General features: G+C 74.6%; 19 protein-coding genes. 9 read left to right on the top strand and 10 right to left on the bottom strand.

Annotated elements, in window-relative coordinates; genetic code table 11:
* Positions 1–60: 60 nt before the first annotated feature.
* From ACI795_RS02945 to ACI795_RS02935, 3 genes are all read right to left on the bottom strand, one after another.
* Positions 61–1,671 (bottom strand): sensor histidine kinase, encoded by a 1,611-nt coding sequence (locus tag ACI795_RS02945; RefSeq protein ID WP_457073715.1) that lies wholly within the window; start codon positions 1,669–1,671, stop codon positions 61–63.
* Between the two features lie 4 nt (positions 1,672–1,675).
* A complete protein-coding gene (locus ACI795_RS02940; RefSeq protein WP_457073714.1) occupies positions 1,676–2,401 on the bottom strand; it encodes a response regulator transcription factor in 726 nt (241 codons plus the stop codon).
* Positions 2,402–2,506: 105 nt separating this feature from the next.
* Positions 2,507–3,310 carry a siderophore-interacting protein gene (locus ACI795_RS02935; protein WP_457073713.1) on the bottom strand — a complete coding sequence of 268 codons (804 nt, stop codon included), beginning with the start codon at positions 3,308–3,310 and terminating at the stop codon, positions 2,507–2,509.
* A gap of 339 nt (positions 3,311–3,649) precedes the next feature.
* Between ACI795_RS02935 and ACI795_RS02930 the strand changes: the two genes are divergently transcribed.
* Positions 3,650–3,859: a DUF2945 domain-containing protein gene (locus ACI795_RS02930; protein WP_457073712.1), complete on the top strand. Its 210-nt coding sequence runs from the start codon at positions 3,650–3,652 to the stop codon at positions 3,857–3,859.
* A gap of 37 nt (positions 3,860–3,896) precedes the next feature.
* Positions 3,897–4,325, top strand: a complete 429-nt coding sequence (locus ACI795_RS02925; RefSeq protein ID WP_457073711.1) for a DUF2795 domain-containing protein — start codon at positions 3,897–3,899, stop codon at positions 4,323–4,325.
* 66 nt (positions 4,326–4,391) lie between these two features.
* On the opposite strand, the gene ACI795_RS02920 is transcribed toward ACI795_RS02925, so the two are convergent.
* On the bottom strand, positions 4,392–5,315 hold the full coding sequence (locus tag ACI795_RS02920) for a hypothetical protein (RefSeq protein WP_457073710.1): 924 nt from the start codon (positions 5,313–5,315) through the stop codon (positions 4,392–4,394).
* A gap of 1,183 nt (positions 5,316–6,498) precedes the next feature.
* Between ACI795_RS02920 and ACI795_RS02915 the strand changes: the two genes are divergently transcribed.
* Positions 6,499–7,911, top strand: coding sequence for an LCP family protein (locus ACI795_RS02915; protein ID WP_457073709.1), 1,413 nt, complete (start codon positions 6,499–6,501; stop codon positions 7,909–7,911).
* 168 nt (positions 7,912–8,079) lie between these two features.
* On the opposite strand, the gene pstB is transcribed toward ACI795_RS02915, so the two are convergent.
* The 6 genes from pstB to ACI795_RS02885 all read right to left on the bottom strand — a co-directional run bounded on the left by pstB (position 8,080) and on the right by ACI795_RS02885 (position 14,107).
* Positions 8,080–8,859, bottom strand: coding sequence for a phosphate ABC transporter ATP-binding protein PstB (gene pstB, locus ACI795_RS02910; RefSeq protein ID WP_457073708.1), 780 nt, complete (start codon positions 8,857–8,859; stop codon positions 8,080–8,082).
* Between the two features lie 25 nt (positions 8,860–8,884).
* Positions 8,885–9,973 (bottom strand): phosphate ABC transporter permease PstA, encoded by a 1,089-nt coding sequence (pstA, locus tag ACI795_RS02905; RefSeq protein WP_457073707.1) that lies wholly within the window; start codon positions 9,971–9,973, stop codon positions 8,885–8,887.
* Positions 9,973–10,923, bottom strand: coding sequence for a phosphate ABC transporter permease subunit PstC (gene pstC, locus ACI795_RS02900; protein ID WP_457073706.1), 951 nt, complete (start codon positions 10,921–10,923; stop codon positions 9,973–9,975). Before pstC ends, pstA begins: the two co-directional genes overlap by 1 nt.
* 121 nt (positions 10,924–11,044) lie before the next feature.
* The gene (gene pstS / locus ACI795_RS02895; protein ID WP_457073705.1) at positions 11,045–12,151 is read right to left on the bottom strand and encodes a phosphate ABC transporter substrate-binding protein PstS; all 1,107 of its coding nucleotides are present in this window, start codon (positions 12,149–12,151) and stop codon (positions 11,045–11,047) included.
* A 262-nt stretch (positions 12,152–12,413) separates the two neighbouring features.
* The gene (gene mshD, locus ACI795_RS02890; RefSeq protein ID WP_457073704.1) at positions 12,414–13,364 is read right to left on the bottom strand and encodes a mycothiol synthase; all 951 of its coding nucleotides are present in this window, start codon (positions 13,362–13,364) and stop codon (positions 12,414–12,416) included.
* Positions 13,365–13,369: 5 nt separating this feature from the next.
* Entirely contained in the window at positions 13,370–14,107 is a 738-nt protein-coding gene (locus ACI795_RS02885) for a winged helix-turn-helix transcriptional regulator (RefSeq protein ID WP_457073703.1), read from the bottom strand.
* A 75-nt stretch (positions 14,108–14,182) separates the two neighbouring features.
* Between ACI795_RS02885 and ACI795_RS02880 the strand changes: the two genes are divergently transcribed.
* The 6 genes from ACI795_RS02880 (at position 14,183) to ACI795_RS02855 (ending at position 18,012) form a co-directional block, all read left to right on the top strand.
* Positions 14,183–15,028 carry an alpha/beta hydrolase gene (locus ACI795_RS02880; protein WP_457073702.1) on the top strand — a complete coding sequence of 282 codons (846 nt, stop codon included), beginning with the start codon at positions 14,183–14,185 and terminating at the stop codon, positions 15,026–15,028.
* Positions 15,025–15,858 carry a hypothetical protein gene (locus ACI795_RS02875; protein ID WP_457073701.1) on the top strand — a complete coding sequence of 278 codons (834 nt, stop codon included), beginning with the start codon at positions 15,025–15,027 and terminating at the stop codon, positions 15,856–15,858. The genes ACI795_RS02880 and ACI795_RS02875 overlap by 4 nt, the downstream gene beginning before the upstream one ends.
* A 5-nt stretch (positions 15,859–15,863) precedes the next feature.
* Positions 15,864–16,556, top strand: a complete 693-nt coding sequence (locus tag ACI795_RS02870) for an LmeA family phospholipid-binding protein (RefSeq protein WP_457073700.1) — start codon at positions 15,864–15,866, stop codon at positions 16,554–16,556.
* A gap of 62 nt (positions 16,557–16,618) precedes the next feature.
* Positions 16,619–16,957 (top strand): thioredoxin family protein, encoded by a 339-nt coding sequence (locus tag ACI795_RS02865; protein WP_457073699.1) that lies wholly within the window; start codon positions 16,619–16,621, stop codon positions 16,955–16,957.
* Positions 16,938–17,051 carry a putative leader peptide gene (locus ACI795_RS02860; protein ID WP_457073698.1) on the top strand — a complete coding sequence of 38 codons (114 nt, stop codon included), beginning with the start codon at positions 16,938–16,940 and terminating at the stop codon, positions 17,049–17,051. The genes ACI795_RS02865 and ACI795_RS02860 overlap by 20 nt, the downstream gene beginning before the upstream one ends.
* A 133-nt stretch (positions 17,052–17,184) precedes the next feature.
* A complete protein-coding gene (locus tag ACI795_RS02855) occupies positions 17,185–18,012 on the top strand; it encodes a sulfurtransferase (RefSeq protein ID WP_457073697.1) in 828 nt (275 codons plus the stop codon).
* The last annotated feature ends 5 nt before the right edge of the window (positions 18,013–18,017 follow it).

The raw sequence follows: 18,017 nt of genomic DNA, 5'->3' as shown, positions 1-18,017 counted from the left end.
GGGCAACCCCATCGGAGTGATGAGGATTCCCGGGACCAGTGTCCGGCATGGCCCGGGCGGTCAGGCCCCCGGCTCCTCCGCGGGGCCGCCCGGGTCCTCGGACGCCGCCTCCTGCGGGCCCGAGCGGGGCAGCCGGACGGCGAAGGTGGCCCCCTCGCCGGGGGCGGTGGTCAGGTCCACGTGGCCGCCGTGGGCGGCCACCAGCGAGGCGACGATGGACAGCCCCAGCCCGGTGCCCCCGGCGGCCCGGGTGCGGGAGGCATCGGCCCGGTAGAAGCGCTCGAACACCCGGTCGGCGTCGGCCCGGGCCAGACCGGGGCCGTCGTCGGAGACGGCCAGCACGACGGAGTCCGGGTCCTCGGCGTCCTCGGCGACCCGCACGGTGACCCGGGCGTCGACCGGCGTGTGGGTCAGGGCGTTGGTGACCAGGTTGCCCACCACCTGCCGCAGCCGGGCCTCGTCACCGCGCACCACCGGGGCGTCGGTCAGCGAGTCGTCCAGGTGCAGGCTCACCGAGCGCTCCGGCTGGACGGCGCGGGCGTCGTGGACCGCGTCGCCGGCCACCTGGGCCAGGTCGACCGGGCCCAGGGACAGCGGGCGCTGCTGGTCCAGCCGGGCCAGCTGCAGCAGGTCCTCGACCAGCGAGCCCATCCGGGTCGCCTCGGACTCGATGCGCTGCATCAGCCGTCCGGTGTCCTCCGGGCCGCGGACCGCGCCCTGGCGGTGCAGCTCCGCGAAGCCGCGGATCGAGGTCAGCGGGGTGCGGAGCTCGTGGCTGGCGTCGGCGACGAACCGGCGCATCCGCGCCTCGGATGCCCGGGCCTGCTCCTCGGAGGACTGCTGGGCGCGGAAGGAGCTCTCGATCCGCCCCAGCATGCCGTTGAGCGCGGTCGAGAGCCGGCCGACCTCGGTGCGGTCGTCGCCGGCGGGTACCCGGCGGGACAGGTCACCACCGGCGATGGCGCGGGCGGTGTCCTCCACCTCCTCGAGCGGGCGCAGGCTGTTGCGCACCAGCAGGTACCCGGTGACACCGAGGACGACGAGCACCGTCAGCCCGACGACGAACTCGATGACGACCAGCCGGCGCAGGACGTCGCGGTCGTCGGCCAGGTCGGCGCCGACGACGACCGCCAGCTCCGGGGTGATCGGGGCGACCATGACCCGCCAGGAGGTGCTGTGGTCGGTCGAGGGCACGGTGAACGGGTCGGTGCCGTACTCCGCGCTGGTGGTGGCGGTCAGGCCGCGGAGGTCCGGCAGGGTCTCCACGGCCCGCTCCGTGGTGAACTCCCGGAGCTGCCCGTCGGACCCGGCGCAGGCCACGTAGCTGCCGACGAACGCCAGCCGGGGCTGGCTGCAGGCCTGCTCGAGGTACCCGGGGTTGCGGGAGGCCAGGTCGGCGATGCCGGCCCGCAGCTCGTCGTCCTGCTGGTCGATCAGGTACTCGCGGAGCAGGGAGGTGGCGGCGAAGCCGGTCGCGGTCAGCGCGGCGGCGACCAGCACCACCAGCAGCGCGACCATGGTGACCCGCAGCGGGATCCGCGGCGCCCGCTCCGGCGGCGCGGCCGGGGTCGCCGACGCCGCCGCGTCGGCCGTGTCGTCGTCCGGCCCGGAGGTGAGCGTGCCGGCGGAGCTCGGGCCCCCCGACGCCCCCTCGGTCGGGGTGCTCGTCACGCGTTCAGGCGCCGCGGGGCAGTCGCAGCGAGTAGCCCACGCCGCGCAGGGTGTGCAGCAGCCGGGGCTCGGTGGTGTCGATCTTCCGGCGCAGGTAGGAGATGTAGGACTCCACGACGTTGGCCTCGCCGTTGAAGTCGTAGTTCCACACGTGGTCGAGGATCTGTGCCTTCGACAGCACCCGGCCGGCGTTGGTCATCAGGTAGCGCAGCAGCTTGAACTCCGTCGGGGAGAGGCTGACCAGCTTCCCGTCCTTGATGACCTCGTGCGACTCCTCGTCGAGCTCGATGTCGGCGAAGGTCAGCTTGGGCGACTCCGCGACCCGCTGGGCGCCCTGCGCGCGGCGCAGGACCGCCCGGATCCGGGCGAGCACCTCGTCGAGGCTGAACGGCTTGGTCACGTAGTCGTCGGCGCCGAGGGTGAGGCCGGTGACCTTGTCCTCGCCGGCGTCGCGGGCGGTCAGGAAGAGCACCGGGGTGTGCGTGCCGTTCTGCCGCATCCGCCGGACGACGCCGAAGCCGTCGAGCCCGGGCATCATCACGTCGAGCACCAGCAGGTCGGGGCGGAACTCCTCGGCCATCGCCAGTGCCTGCTGACCGTCGGCGGCGGTGGCCACCTCGAACCCGGCGAAGCGCAGGCTGGCCGACAGCAGCTCGCGGATGTTCGGCTCGTCGTCGACCACGAGCAGCCGGGCCTCCGGCGCGGTGGCGGTCGAGCTGCTGGCGGGCACTGTCCCTCCCGATGGAACCGGTCCGGCCGAGGTCATGGCGTCAGCCTCGTACGTGCGGCTGCGTCCGCCCTGGACGGTACCTGTGAGGACGCTGGGAGTGTCGGCTCACGAGGTGGGTGACATGGCGCGGCCACGGCGCCAGTAGCCGATCGCGTGGTGCTGCCCGCGGCGCAGCCCCCAGCGGCCCCGCAGATCGGCCCGGATCGCCCGGACAGCCGCGGACTCGGCCGCCACCCAGGCGAAGACGTCGTCCCCGTCGGGGCGGGGGACGGCCGCGACGGCGTCGGCCAGCAGTGTGCTGAGCCCCGGTTCCGTGCCGCCGCGGTGCAGCCAGCGGACCTCCACCCCGGCGGGGGCGGGCAGCTCCTGCTCCTCCTCCGGCCCGGCCACCTCGAGCAGGGCGACCCCGCTCGTGTCCGGAGCGGAGTCGGCCAGCACCCGGCTGATCGCCGGGATCGCCGTCTCGTCGCCGGCCAGCAGCAGCCACCCGGCGGGCGCGGAGCCCAGCGGTGCGGCGCTGGCCACCCCGAGCAGTGCACCGGGGGTGGCGGCGGCGGCCCAGGAGGCGGCCGGTCCGTCGCCGTGGAGCACGAAGTCGACGTCGACCTCGCCGGCGGCCGGGTCCTGCCGGCGCGAGGTGTAGCTGCGCAGGCTCACCCCGTGGCTGCCCTGGGGCCAGACGATCCGCCCGTCCCGGGCCACCTGCGGCCAGTGCGGAGCGGGGTCGTCCACGCGGGGCACCAGCAGGGAGAGCGTGGGTCCGGCCGCGGCGACGACCGGCGCGGGCGCCGTCAGCGTGACCCGCCGGACGGCAGGTGTCACGTCGCGCACGGTGGTGACGGTGAGGACGTCGACCGGGCGGGCGTCCGGTGCGCTGCTGGCGGGGTGCGGGTCGGCGGGGGCGCTCACGGTCGGCCAGCCTAGGCGGGCCGACCCGACCGGCCCCGGGGGAAAGGGACCAGCCGGGCCGGCGATCACGGACGAGGTGCTCACGCACGGTGACCAGTGCATCGCGCTGGTCAGGGCAGACGCTCCGGGCACCCCGTCGAACGAGCACGCTACGTGACGATCTTCCGCGCAGCACTCCCTGGTCGGGTGACCTCCCTCGATGGGGTGAGTCCCGGGGTGGCCCCGCACTGCGCCGCGGACGCGGGTGTGCTGCCGATGTGTGCGGCGCCGCCGGCCCGGGCAGGCACCCCCGCACGACGGGTGCCGAGCCGGAGGACCCACCGCGCAGAGGAGGCCGGGATGGCCGGGGAGTTCAGCAAGGGCGACCACGTGAGGTGGAAGAGCCACGGCGGTGAGGCAGAGGGCACGGTCGAGCGCGAGATCACCTCGGACACGAAGGCCGCCGGCCGGACGGTGCGGGCCAGCGAGGCCGACCCGCAGTACGAGGTGCAGAGCGAGAAGAGCGGCGGGACCGCCGTCCACAAGCCCGGCGCACTCGAGAAGGACTGACAGTCGCGGCCCACGGGCCGTGCGAGGAGGAGGAGACGTGAGCGAGACCGCAGGCTTCGACGCCGCTTCGAGCCGGAGCACCAAGCACAACCCGCGCCTGGACGAGGAGCTCGAGCACGAGGTGCAGGGGATGATGAAGGCCGAGCGGGCGACCCGCTCGGAGGAGTGGCGAGACGTCGAGCCGGTCGGGGAGGACCAGCCCGACATCGACGCCGACCCGGCCGGCACGCTGACCGGGGGAGTGCCGCAGGGGATGACCTCCGACGCGGTCGTCGCCCGGGCCGAGCTGGCGCGCTGGCTGGACCGCGCCGACTTCCCGGCGACCGGCGGGGACCTGGTGGAGGCTGCCCGCGACCACCGGGCGCCGGACGCCGTCGCCGACGAGCTGACCAAGCTGCCGGCCGGCGAGGTCTACGAGCGGATCGGCGACGTGGTCCGGGCGCTGGGGTACCCCACCGAGACCTGAGCCGCTCCGCACGGCTGGCCCGGGCCGGCACCGCCCCCTCGCGGGACGGTGCCGGCCCGGTCCGTCTCAGTCGTCCTCGGACCCGGCGGCCTCCTCCTCGGCGATCTCCTCGGCCCCACGCCGGCGGAAGATCTTCGACCCCGGGAAGCCCTTCACCACCTGGCGCATGTCCAGGACGGTGTCCAGCAGCTGGTGCACGTCAGGGGCCACGTCGCCGAGGGTGACCAGCACCGGGAGCACGTCCTCGTCCAGGTGCGTCACCAGCGCGGGGAGACGGTCGACCAGGTGGACCAGCGCCTGCACCTCCGACTCGTCCAGCTCCTCGGCGAGCCGGGTGACGACGGGGGCCATGTCCTGCAGCGCCGGCCGGTAGGCGTCCAGCAGCGGGGCGAAGGCCGTCAGCAGCGCCTCGGCCCGCCGCAGCAGGCCGTCGGCGTCCGCGGTGGTGCCGCCGGCCGCGGTCACCAGCTGGCCGGCCAGCTCGGTGGTGCGCCCGGCGGCCGCGACCGCGTCGTCGGCGCGTTGCTGGGTGGTGGCGACGGCGGTGATGGCGTCGTCGGCGCGTTGCTGGGTGGTGGCGACGGCGGCGATGGCGTCGTCGGCGCGTTGCTGGGTGGTGGCGACGGCGGCGATCGCGACATCTGCGTTCTGCCGGGTGTCGTCCACCGCGGCGATCGCGGCATCCGCGACCTGGCGGGTGCCGTCCATGCCGGCGATCGCGGCATCGGCACTCCGCCGGGTCGCCTCCATGCCGGCGATCGCCGCGTCGGCGTGCGACCGGGTGGCATCGATGTTCGCCATCGCCACCTCGGCACGCTGGACGGCCTGCTCGGCGCGGTCGAGCAGGCCGTTGGCCCGGATGAGCAGCTGCTCGGCCTGCCCGACCGCGCCGATCACCCGCGGCAGCAGTGCGAGCCCCTGACTGATGCCCTCGCGCAGCCCGTCGACCGCGCCCAGCAGGTCCGACGGCCCGGGGATGGGCAGCTTCACGGCGTCCTCACCCGTGCGACGCTACTGAGCGTCCCGGCACCTCGCCGGTCGAAGGACGGCCTCGGCGCCGCCCCGGCGGGCCGACTGGGCTGCGGATCACCCGCGCGTCCGGCCGTGATCGCGCCGGTCACCCGTATCGTGGAACGGTCCGTGCTCGACCGGTCACCGGCCGGCGCGGGAGCGAGCAGGCGGCCCGGACGCGGTGCCGCAGGACCACGACCATGGAGTGCCCAGACCGGTGGCGGACGACCCCAGGCGACGCGGCCCCGACGGTGACCGGTCACCGTCCCGGCCGTCGTCCCCCGGCCCCCGCGGCACGGCCGGCCCGGCGGCACCGCTCACCGTCGAGGAGCTGCTGGCCCGCAACGGGGCCGGGGTGCGCCGGCGGAGGGCGGATCGGCGGGAGGCGGCCGAGGCCACCGGCTCGACGCCCGCCGTCGGTGACGCGGGCGCTGACGGCGCGACGCCGTCCCGGACGCCGGACCCGCCCCGCCCGGCCCAGTCCTCGTCGCCGGTGCTGCCGACCGGTTGGCAGCCCGCGCTGCCGGCCGAGCCCGCGAGCACCGGCGACCCCCGGCCGGCCACCTGGTTCCAGCCGGCCGCCCCCGGGTCACACCCGCCGGCCCCGCCGTCCCGGCCGACCCCGCACGTCCGGCGCCCCGGCACGCCGGAGACCGGTGCCCAGCCGGTACCGCCGCCCGCAGCGCGGTCCGTCCCGACCGCACCGCCGCGACCGGTCCCGGCGAGCCCCGCGACACCGCGGCCTGCCGACGCCCGTCCGGCCGGCGCCTCGCGGCCCACCGCTCCGCCGCCGCCCGCGCCGCCGGAGACCGCACCACCGCGGCCCGCCCCGCCGCAGTCCGTGCCGCCGCGGCCTGCCCCGCCGCCGCCTCCCCCGCCGCAGTCCGCCGCCCCCGTACGGCCCGCTGAGCAGGAGCCCGAGCTGGTCGTGCCGGTCGGTCCGCCGGGGCCGCCGGCGTCCCGGTCGACGGCGCCTCCCGAGCGCGCGGTGCCGGCCCGGCCACCGCTGCCCGCCCAACCCTCCGTCCCGGTCCCCGGGGTACGGCGCAGCCTGCCCGTCCCGCCGATCCCCGGCCGGGACGCCCCCGTCGACCGGGAGGCGGCCGAGCCCGCTGCACCGACCCGCCGCCGGGCACCCGCCGGCCCGGGGCGCCGTCGCCTGGTGCGCGCCGGCGTCGCGGTCGCGGCCCTGCTCGCCACCGTGCTCACCTTCTACGTGGGGCTGTACTTCTACGCCGACGTCAGCATGGACCGCGTCGACGCGCTGGTGACCGACGGGCCGGAGGTGCTCGCCCCGCAGCTGCAGGAGACCTCGCGCACCTACCTCGTCGTCGGCACCGACCTGCCCGGCCGGACCGGTCCTTCCGCGGTGAGCACGCTGGTCGCGCACGTCAGCGGCGACGGCCGCTCGGCGGTGCTGGTCTCCGTGCCGCCCACCGCGCTCACCGACACACCCACCTGCCGGGACGCCGACGGCGAGGTGCGGGAGGCGGTCACCGAGTCCTTCGCGGCAGCGCTGCTCGACGGCGGGCCGGCCTGCCTGGTGCGGGCGGTGCAGCAGGTGTCCGGCTTGCGCATCGACCACTACCTCCAGCTGGACGCGGCCCGGCTGCCGGAACTGGTCGACGCGCTGGACGAGGTGGCGGTGTGCCTGCCCGCGCCGACCACCGACGCCGCGCTCGCCCTCCCCGCCGGGGAGCACGAGCTGACCGGCGGGCAGGCCACCGGTTACCTCAGCCCGGGGGGCGACGGCCACGACGTCACCGGGGATGCGGCGGCCCAGCGGCAGGAGCGCCTGCTCGCCGCCACCCTGGGCACCGCCGTGGCCGGCAGCACCCTCGGCGACCCGATGACCCTCACCCGGTTCCTCACCCGCGCCTCGGACGCGCTGACCGTCGACGGGGACACCACGCTCGGCGACGTGCGCTCCTTCGGGGCCACCTTCGCCGAGCGGGGCGGCGACGTGGTCGAGCGCGCCGCCCTGCCGGTGAGCCGGATCGGGTACGTGCCCGCGGGCAGTGACCAGGCGGCGGTCGTGGTCGACGCTGCCGCCACCCGGCAGCTGTTCGACGCCGTCATCGACACCGGCCGGCTGCCGGCGGTCGAGGAGGTCCCGGCCGGGGACGGTGCGGCCGAGGACGGTGCGGTCGGCGCTGCGCCGGCGGACGCCCTGCCGGCGCCGGTGGAGTCCGACCCGGTTCCCGAGGGGACGACCGTCACCGTCGAGCCGGCCGGGGTCACCGTCGACGTGCTGGACGCCACCGGTGGTCAGCGGACGGCGGAGGCTGCCGACGGGCTGGCCGCGCAGGGCTTCCGGGTCGGTGCCCGGGCCGTCGAGCCGGCCGCGGTCGACCGGACCGTCGTCCGGTACGGGGCCGCGTCCCTGGAGCCGGCCCGCACGGTGGCCGCCGCCGTCCCCGGGGCCGTGCTGGTGGAGACCGAGCAGGTGGGTGGCGCGGTGCAGCTGGTGGTCGGCCCGGACTTCACCGGCGTCGTGCCGGTCGCGCTGGGCACCCCGGTGCCGGCGTCGGCAGCCCCGGCGCCGGCACCGGAGGGCACCGCCGACTGCGGCTGACCCCGCCCCCACCCGTTGTGCGCCCGTCGTCGGTTCCGGCCCGGGCAACCGACGATCAGCGCACGACGGCGTGGTCGACGGGTCGACGGACCCCCGGACACGACACCGCCCCCGGCGCGGCACCCAGTGGGCGCTGCGCCGGGGGCGGCGACGGAGATCAGGCCGGGATCACCCGAAGCGGCCGGAGATGTAGTCCTCGGTCGCCTTCTGGTCGGGGTTGCTGAAGATCTTCTCGGTGGGGTTGTACTCGATGAGACGGCCCGGCTGGCCGACGCCGTTGAGGTTGAAGAAGCCGGTGGTCTCGCTGACCCGCGCGGCCTGCTGCATGTTGTGCGTGACGATGACGATGGTGAAGCGCTCCTTCAGCTCCATCATCAGGTCCTCGACGGCCAGGGTGGAGATCGGGTCCAGCGCCGAGCACGGCTCGTCCATCAGCAGCACCTCCGGCTCGATGGCGATCGCGCGGGCGATGCAGAGCCGCTGCTGCTGGCCACCGGACAGGCCCGAGCCCGGCCGGTCCAGCCGATCCGACACCTCGGCCCAGAGGTTGGCGCCCTTCAGCGAGCGCTCGACGAGGTCGTCCATGTCGGACTTCTTCAGCTTCTTGCTGTTCAGCCGCACGCCCGCCACGACGTTGTCGTAGATGGACATGGTCGGAAAGGGGTTGGGCCGCTGGAAGACCATGCCGATCTGGCGCCGGACGTCGACCGGGTCGACGTCACCGCCGTACAGGTCCTGCCCCTCGATGACCACCTTGCCCTCGACGCGGGCGCCGGGGATCACCTCGTGCATGCGGTTGAGCGACCGCAGGAAGGTCGACTTGCCGCAGCCGGAGGGGCCGATCAGCGCGGTGATGCTGCGCGGCTCGATGGAGAGGTTGACGCCCTCGACGGCCTTGAAGTTGCCGTAGTAGATGTCGAGGTCGGAGACGTCGATGCGCTTGGCCACAGGGAGATCCTCCGGATCGGGTCGGTCAGCGACCGGTCTTGGGTGCGAAGAAGCGGCTGATCAGGCGAGCGACGACGTTGAGGCCCATGACCAGGATGATGAGCAGAAGGGCTGCCGTCCAGGCCCGGGCGATCGCGTTCTCCGGCGGCACGCCCGGCTGGGTGAGCTGGTAGTAGGCGTACACCGGCAGCGTGGCCATGCGCCCGTCGAACGGGTTGAAGTTCATGGCGTTGGTGATGCCCACGGTGATGAGCAGCGGCGCGGTCTCGCCGGCCACCCGGGCGATGGCCAGGGTGATGCCCGTGCCGAGCCCGGCGATCGCGGTGGGGATGACCACCTTCACGATGGTGCGCCACTTGGGCACCCCGAGGGCGTAGGCGGCCTCGCGCAGCTCGTTGGGGACCAGCTTGAGCACCTCCTCGCAGGAGCGCACGACCACCGGGATCATCAGCACCGAGAGCGCGACGGCGCCCATGATGCCGAGCCGGATCCCCGGCCCGAAGACCAGCACGAAGAGGGCGTAGGCGAACAGGCCGGCGACGATCGAGGGGATGCCGGTCATGACGTCGACGAAGAAGGTGATCGACCGCTTGAGCCGGCCCGTGCCGTACTCGACCAGGTAGATCGCGGTCATCAGGCCGATCGGCACCGAGATCAGCGTGGCCAGCGCCGTGATGATCAGGGTGCCCATGAGGGCGTGGTAGGCGCCGCCGCCCTCGCCGATGACGCCCTGCAGCGACGCGGTGAGGAACTCCAGGTCGAACCGCTCGGCGCCGCGTCGGATGACCTCGTAGACCAGTGAGAGGAGCGGCACCAGGGCGATGCCGAACGCGCAGACCACCAGACAGGTGACCAGCCGGTCGGTCGCCTTGCGCCGGCCCTCGGTGGCCCGGGAGAACAGGTACACGCCCAGCGTGCCCAGCACGACGGTGTAGATGACGAACAGCACGATGTTCCAGCTGGTCAGCAGCCCGATCGCCAGGGCGAGGACGGCGGCGGCGCCGAAGATCGCCCAGGGCACCCACGGCGACTGCTTCTCGTGGCCGCCCAAGGACGCCCGGGGCGGGGCTGCGGTGTCCGATCCGGTGCTCGGCTGCTGGGTCGAGGTGCTCATCAGTTGGCTCCGGAGAAGTCGGCCCGGCGGTTGACGACCCAGCGGGCGAGCATGTTGACCAGGAGGGTGATCACGAACAGCGCCAGCCCGCTGGCGATCAGCGTGTTCACCGCGATGCCGGTGGACTCGGGGAACTCCAGCGCGATGTTCGCCGCGATGGTCTGCGGGTTGGCGGCGGAGATGAGCGCCCAGGTGATCCCGGCGGCCGAGCCGGACAGGATGATCGCCACGGCCATGGTCTCACCGAGCGCACGGCCGAGGCCGAGCATCGCCCCGCCGATGATCCCGGACTTGCCGTAGGGCATGACCGCCATCTTGATCATCTCCCAGCGGGTGGCGCCGAGGGCGAGAGCGGCCTCGGTGTGCAGCGTCGGCACCTGGCTGAACACCTCGCGGGAGATGGCGCTGATGATCGGCAGGATCATCACGCCCAGCACCAGCCCGATGGTCAGCATGGTGCGGCCGGTGACCGAGGCGGGGCCGGCGAAGAACGGGAGGAAGCCCAGGTTCTCCTCCAGCCACTGGTAGAAGGGCACCAGGCGCGGAGCGAGCCAGGCGATGCCCCAGAAGCCGTAGACGATGCTCGGCACGGCGGCGAGCAGGTCGACGACGTAGCCCAGGCCGGCGGCCAGCCGGCGCGGTGCGTAGAAGGTGATGAACAGCGCGATGGCCACCGCCAGGGGGGTGGCCACCAGCAGCGCGATCGCCGCGGAGAGCAGGGTGCCGAAGATCAGCGGGCCGATGTAGGAGGCCAGGCCGGCGTCGCCCGGGATCTCCTCGGCGGGCGCGGTGATGGCCGGGAGCGCCTCCGCGACGAGGAAGACGGCTACCCCGGCCAGGATGACCAGGATCAGGATCCCGGCGCCCCTGGCGCTACCGGCGAAGACGCGGTCGCCGGGCCGGCGCTTGGACTTCTGCTGCTCTGTGGGTGGTGCGCTGGTGGTCGTCACCGATCGCTCCGGGGTTCTCGTGCCGCTCGGTCGTGGGAGGTGGTGCCGTCACGCGCCACGGCGGCCCGGGGTGTCCGAGAGGACACTCCGGGCCGCCGCACCGCGCTGTGGAACGGGTCGATCAGCTGCCGGCCGTGATGGCGTCGACCGCGGTCTGCGCCTGCTCGCGCAGCGTGTCAGAGATCGGCGCGCTGCCGGCGGCCTCGGCCGCCGCCTGCTGGCCGTCCTCGCTGATCACGTAGCCGATGAAGTCCTTGACCAGGTCGGCGGTCTCCTGGTTGTCGTACTCGATGCAGCCGACGTGGTAGCTGACCAGCACGATCGGGTAGTTGCCCGACTCGGTCGTGTCGCGGGCCAGCTCGATGGCGAAGTCGTACTCGCCCCGGCCCTCCAGCGTCTCGGAGTTCTCGACCACGGCGGCCGCGGCCTCGGCGGTCGGTGCGACGAACTCCTCGCCGACACCGATGCTGGCCACACCCAGGTCGCCGGCCTGGCTCAGGTCGGCGTAGCCGATGGTGCCGTCGCCGGCGCCGACGGCCTGGATGACGCCGGAGGTGCCCTGGGCGGCCTCCCCGCCGGAGACCGGCCAGTCACCGCTGGCCTCGTGCGGCCACGCGTCGCCGGCGGCGGCGACCAGGTACTCGGTGAAGTTCTCGGTGGTGCCCGACTCGTCGGAGCGGTTCACCGGGGTGATGGCCGTGTCCGGGAGCTCGGCGTCGGGGTTGTCGGCCGCGATCGCCGGGTCGTTCCAGGTGGTGATCTGCTGGTTGAAGATCCCGGCCAGGACCTCGGGCGAGAGGTTCAGCTCGTCGACGCCCTCGAGGTTGTAGACGACCGCGATCGGCGAGATGTAGTTCGGCATCTCGAAGATGCCGGAGGCCCCGCAGCGCTCCTCGGCGAGCGCGAGCTCCTCCTCGTCGAGCGCGGCGTCGGACCCGGCGAAGTCGGTGCCGCCGTTCAGGAACTGCTCGCGGCCACCGCCGGAGCCGATCGGGTCGTAGTTGACCGTGACGTCGGGCTGCACGCTGTTGTAGCCGGCCCGCCAGCCCTGCATGGCAGCTTCCTGGCTGCTGGCGCCGGCGCCGACCAGGGTGCCGCTGAGCTGCTCGCTGGCAGTGCCGCCGTCGGTGCCACCGCCCTCGTTCGAGGCGCCACAGGCGGCGAGGGCGAGGGTGGCGGCGAGCGCTGCGGACAGCGCCGTGGCGCGCGTCGTCGTGCTGAGCTTCAACTCAGTGCCTTTCGACTGGAGGTTGCCCGGGCGTCGTAGCCGGGCAGTGCGGTTCGAACGTGAGAGCACGCTAAGCAGCCCAGGTGGACGGATCCGGGTGGCTCGGTGAACGCCCGGTGAACGCAAACCGAGGGTTGGACCACGACATGACGGACGCTGTACGTCGAACGGGTGAACGAGCCCGTGGCGAGGTGGCCGTTATCGCTTCGTTACGGTAATGCGTGGCCTGGCTCACTCTCCGAGCGCTGTCGCCGGGCAGCGCTCAGGAGCGGTCGGAGCCCCGCCGCCAGGCGACGTCGACCGCGTGCCGGACGAACCCGCTGCGCTCGTACAGGCGCACCGCTGCGGTGTTGTCCTCCTCCACGTAGAGCAGCACCGAGCTGAGCCCCAGCCGCCGCAGGTGGGCCAGCCCCAGGTCGGTGAGCGCGCGGCCCAGCCGCATGCCCTGTGCGTCGGGGTCGATGCCCAGCACGTAGATCTCGCCCACCGGGTCGGGCCCGGCCTCCCCGGCCGGGTGCACCTTCGTCCAGTGCGAGCCGAGCAGCCGGCCGCCGTCGTCGGGGTCGCCCTCCCAGGCCAGGAAGAAGCCGTTCGGGTCGAACCACGGCTCGGCCTCGCGCAGCGCGACGTCCTCGGTGGTCCAGCGGCCCTGCTCGGGGTGGGTGGCGAAGGCGCGGGCGTTCACGTGCAGCCAGGCGGCCTCGTCGGTGCCCGGGCGGAAGGTGCGCACCGTGACACCCGGTGGCAGCGCCGGCCGCGGGTCGGGGTCGACGTCGGCCAGCGGGCGGCGCATCTGGAGCAGCACCCGGGCCCGCTCGTAGCCGCGGGACCCGGCCAGCTCGGCCGACCCGGGCCGCTCGCCGTGCGCCCACACCCGCAGCGGGCGGTCGCCGGCCAGCGTCTCCAGGTGGGCCAGCAGGGCGGTGCCGATGCCGCGCCGGCGGGCGCCCGGTGCCACCACCAGCTCGGCCTCGGCCTCCGCCTCGCCGGGCGCCGCCTCGAGCCGGGCGTAGCCGGCGAGGGGGCCGTCGGCCACCCGGACGACGACGTCGCGGCCACCGACCGGACCGCCGTGCTGCAGCCGCAGCTCGGCCTCCTCCGAGACGGGGCGGACGCCGTCGGCGGTCAGCGCCGTCTGCAGCAGCGCCCGGACCTCGGGGACGGCGTCCGGGGGGAGGCGGTCGGCGTCGGTGATCCGGAGCGGGTCGGCCACGCCGCTCAGGAGACCGGCGAGCCGGTGTCGGTGGTGGCCCGGCCGGCCGCGGCGGTGGCGTCGGCGACCTGCTGGTCGAGCTTGTAGCCGACGTTGCGCACGGTGCCGATCAGCGCCTCGTGCTCGGTGCCGAGCTTGGCCCGGAGGCGGCGCACGTGGACGTCGACGGTGCGGGTGCCCCCGAAGTAGTCGTAGCCCCAGATCTCCTGCAGCAGCTGGGCGCGGGAGAACACCCGGCCCGGGTGCTGCGCGAGGTACTTGAGGAGCTCGAACTCCTTGTAGGTCAGGTCGAGCGGCCGGCCGCGGAGCTTGGCGGAGTAGCTGTGCTCGTCGATGACCAGCTCGCCGGCCTTGGTCACCCCGCCGTCGCCGCCGTCGACCGGGGTGGCCGCGGCCAGCCGCCGGGCGGTGGCCCACTTCAGCCGCGCGTCGACCTCGGCCGGGCCGGCGGTGTCGAGCACCACGTCGTCGACGCCCCAGTCGGCGGAGAGCGCCACCAGGCCGCCCTCGGAGAGGACGGCGACCAGCGACGCCGCGACGCCGGTGGAGGCGAGCAGCGAGCACAGCGTGCGGGCGGAGACCAGGTCGTGGCGGGCGTCGACCAGCACCACGTCGCCGGCGTCGCCGTCGAGCAGGCTGGACAGCTCCGGGGCGACGACGCGCACCTGGTGGGCGAGCAGCCCGAGGGCCGGCAGCACCTCGGTCGTCGGCTGCCGGGCCGAGGTCATGAGCACGAGTCGCATGGCGGTCTCCTCACCGTGCTGCCATCTGGCGGGCCGTCGACGCCGATGTCGAGGTGAGCAGGCAGGATAGCGGACGTGCGGCGCCGATCCACCCTTCCGAGCGACGGCGCGCTGCTGCGGCTCCGCACGGACGACGGCGTGCAGCTGTCCGGCTTCTCCGCACCCGCCCTGCCCGGGGCCCCGGCGGGGCGGCCCACCTTCGTCCTGGCCCACGGGTTCGGCAACTCCGTCGACGCGGAACCGTTCCGCCGGCTGGTCGGCTGGTTGCGCGCGTTCGGGGACGTGCGGGCCGTCGACTTCCGGGGGCACGGCCGCTCCGGAGGGGTCACCACCGTCGGTGGCGATCCCGAGGTCGGCGACGTCGACGCCGCAGTCCGCGCCGCTCGGGCGGCCGGCGCCGGGTCGGTGGTCACCGTCGGCTTCTCGATGGGCGGGGGTGTGGCCCTCCGGCAGGCCGCGCTGGGGGCGCACCGCCCGGACGCCGTGGTCAGCGTGAGCGCCGTGAGCCGCTGGTACGTCCGGGACACCCCGCCGATGCGCCGGGTGCACTGGCTGCTGGAGACCACCCTGGGCCGCCGGCTGGTCGCGCCGCTGCTCCGGATCCGGCTCGGTGTGCCGTGGGCCCAGCTGCCGCTCGCGCCGGTCCGGGTGGCCGCCGCCATCGCGCCGGTGCCCCTGCTGCTGGTGCACGGGGACCGGGACGAGTACTTCCCGCTGGAGCACTTCCGGAGCCTGGCGCAGGCGGCCGGCCCGGCCGCCACCGTCTGGGTGGAACGGGGCATGGGTCACGCGGAGAACGGCGTGACCGCGCCGCTCGCCGAGCGGATCGGCCGCTGGGCGGTCGCGGCCGTGGGTGCCGACGACACGTCGGCCCGGGCCGTCCCCGTGGGGACGGCGACCTCTGGGACGATCGACCGGTGATCTCCGCCGCGCCCGACGCGCTGCCGTCGTCGCAGCAGTCGCGGCCCCGCCACCACCTCCCGGCCGCCGCAGGAGTGCTCGTGGCGGCCGGGTTGCTGGCCGGGCTCCCGGCCCTGTTCGACGGGCCGGGCCGGATCGCCGCGGTCGCGGTGCTCCAGCTGGCCCTGGTCGCCGGCTGGGTGGTGGCCACCGGCATCCGCGGGGCGGCCGGGTCGGTGCTGCTCGGCGTGCTGGCCGCCGCGGGGGCCGACGTCGCGCTGCTGCTGCCCGAGCGCCCGGAGCTGGACGCGCTGCTGGTCGTCCTGGGGCTGGGCTTCCTCGCCGCCGTCGTCCACCAGATGACCCGCCGTGCACCGCGGGAGTACCTGGTGGCCTCGCTGGCCGGGGTGCTGCTCCTGCTCTGCTCGCTGTGCGCCCTCGCGGTGCACCTGGGCGTCGCCCGCGTCGACGACGGCCCGCAGGCGGCCACCACCGCGGCGCTCGTGGTGGCGGCGGCGCTGGTGGTCGGCCACCTGGTCGACCTGGTGCTGCCCCGGCCGCAGCTGGCCACCGGCGTGCCCCGCGGGCTCGTCGGCCTGGTGCTCGCCGTGGCTGCCGGGGTCGCGGCCGCCCTGCTGGCCGGCGACGGGGGGCCGCTGGTCGAGCACCTCTGGGACGTGTTCTTCGGAGCTGCCCTGGCCGGGGTGGCCGCGCTGACCGCGGTGGGCGCCTCCTACGTCGTGGTCGAGCGCGCGGAGCCGAGCTGGGCGCTCCCCGTCGTGCAGGCCGTGCTGCCCTTCGCCGCCGCGTCGCCGTTCGCGTACGCGCTGACCCTCTACGCCACGGGCTGAGCGCCGTGCGGACCCTGCTGGTGCTCGTCCTGCTGCTGGCCGGCCTGCTCGTGGTGGCCGATCGGGTGGGCGTGGCCGTCGCCGAGGACCAGGTGGCCGGTCAGCTCGCCGAGCGCGGTGGCCTCTCGGGCGAGCCGGAGGTCGACATCACCGGGTTCCCGTTCCTGACCCAGGCGGTCGCCGGGGAGTACGACCGGGTGCGCATCCAGCTGACCGCCGAGCAGCTGGGTCAGCCGGCCGGCACGAGCGCGGAGGTCTCGCTCTCCGGTGTGCAGGTCCCGCTCTCCGACGTCGTCTCCGGCTCGGTGCAGGAGATCCCGGTCGACCGGGTCGACGGGACGGCGACGCTGTCCTACGCGCTGCTGAGCCAGCAGCTGGGTGGGGACACCGCGCTGCGCCCGGCCGGCGGTGACCGGCTGGAGATCACCCGCACCCTGGACGTCCTCGGGGTGGAGTTCCCGGTCAGCGCGACCGGGACGGTCTCTCTCGACGGCCAGGACCTGGTGGTCGACGTCGCGCAGGCGTCGGCCGTCGGCATCGACGTCCCGGGCTTCGCCGTCGACCGGGCCACCGACCTGCTCGACTTCCGCTACACCGTGCCCGAGCTGCCCTTCGGCCTGCAGCTGACCGGGGTGGACGCGCAGGACGACGGCGTCCACGTGCAGGTGGAGGCGAACGACACCGTGCTGCGCGGCTGACCGGCCCACCTGGCCGACCCGGCGGTGGAATGCCGCCGGCGCCGGGGGCTGTTGCCCCCGAGGTGACCGACACCGACCGGACGCGCGCCGTCCTGGCGGAGCTGGGTGCCCGCTGGTCGGAGGCCGACCTCACCGTCGTCCAGTTCTCCACCGCCTTCTGCGGGCCGTGCCGTGCCACCCGCGCCCGGCTGCAGCAGCTGACGACCACCCGGCCGGGGCTGCGGCACGTGCACGTCGACGCCGAGAGCCACCTGGACGCCGTGCGCGCGCTGGAGGTGCGGGTGACGCCGACGCTCATCGCGCTGGACCGGTCCGGGGCGGTGGTCGCGCGGCTCTCGGGGGCGCCTCGCCCGCAGGAGCTGACCGCCCTGGTCGACGCCCATGCCCCAGGCGTCCGGTGATCCGTTACCCTCGGCAGCCGTGGGCACCCTGCTGACCTCGCGACGCACAGTCGACCTGTGCCGCGTCGGCAGCTGCCTCTGTCCGGCCTGCTGAGGAACCACCGCCCCTCCGGCCCCCCGCCGTCCCCTCCCGCCCGAGCCCGTGTGCCGGCGGTCGAGTGGGTACCGGCCCCGCGAACGCACCGCAGATCGCGCACCATCCACCAACCGATGGAGGAACAGGACTCATGAGCCGTAGCGACGTGCTCGTCACCGCCGACTGGGCGCAGGAGCACCTCGGCGCCCCCGGGATCGTCTTCGTCGAGGTCGACGAGGACACCAGCGCCTACGACAACGGCCACCTCGAGGGCGCCGTCAAGCTGGACTGGAAGACCGACCTGCAGGACCCGCTGCGCCGCGACTTCGTCGGCCGCGAGGCCTTCGAGCAGCTGCTGTCCTCCCGCGGCATCGCCAACGACGACACCGTGGTGCTGTACGGCGGCAACAACAACTGGTTCGCCGCCTACGCGTACTGGTACTTCAAGCTCTACGGCCACCGCGACGTGAAGCTGATCGACGGCGGCCGCAAGAAGTGGGAGCTCGACGGGCGCCCGCTGTCCAAGGACCCGGTCGAGCGCCCGGCGACGCAGTACCAGGCCAGCGAGCCCGACCTGTCGATCCGCGCCTTCCGCGACGAGGTCGTCGCCTCGATCGGCAGCAAGAACATCATCGACGTCCGTTCGCCCGACGAGTTCTCCGGCAAGATCCTGGCGCCGGCGCACCTCCCGCAGGAGATGGCGCAGAAGGGCGGCCACGTCCCCACCGCGATGAACATCCCGTGGAGCAAGGCGGCCAACGAGGACGGCACGTTCAAGAGCGACGAGCAGCTGGCCGCGCTCTACGCCGAGCAGGGCTTCGACGAGAGCAAGCCGACCATCGCCTACTGCCGGATCGGCGAGCGGTCGAGCCACACCTGGTTCGTGCTCCGCGAGCTGCTCGGCAAGAACGACGTCAAGAACTACGACGGCAGCTGGGTCGAGTACGGCTCCCTGGTCGGCGTCCCGATCGAGAAGTGAGCTGC

The organism is Modestobacter sp. SYSU DS0290, assembly GCF_054050955.1.
This window is presented reverse-complemented; position numbering and strand designations above follow the sequence as displayed.

Coding starts and splice junctions, on each gene's coding strand:
- ACI795_RS02930 (WP_457073712.1), top strand. CDS start 3,650: ATGGCCGGGGAGTTCAGCAAGGGCGACCACGTGAGGTGGAAGAGCCAC.
- pstA (WP_457073707.1), bottom strand. CDS start 9,973: ATGAGCACCTCGACCCAGCAGCCGAGCACCGGATCGGACACCGCAGCC.
- ACI795_RS02885 (WP_457073703.1), bottom strand. CDS start 14,107: ATGCGACTCGTGCTCATGACCTCGGCCCGGCAGCCGACGACCGAGGTG.
- ACI795_RS02860 (WP_457073698.1), top strand. CDS start 16,938: ATGCCCCAGGCGTCCGGTGATCCGTTACCCTCGGCAGCCGTGGGCACC.
- ACI795_RS02855 (WP_457073697.1), top strand. CDS start 17,185: ATGAGCCGTAGCGACGTGCTCGTCACCGCCGACTGGGCGCAGGAGCAC.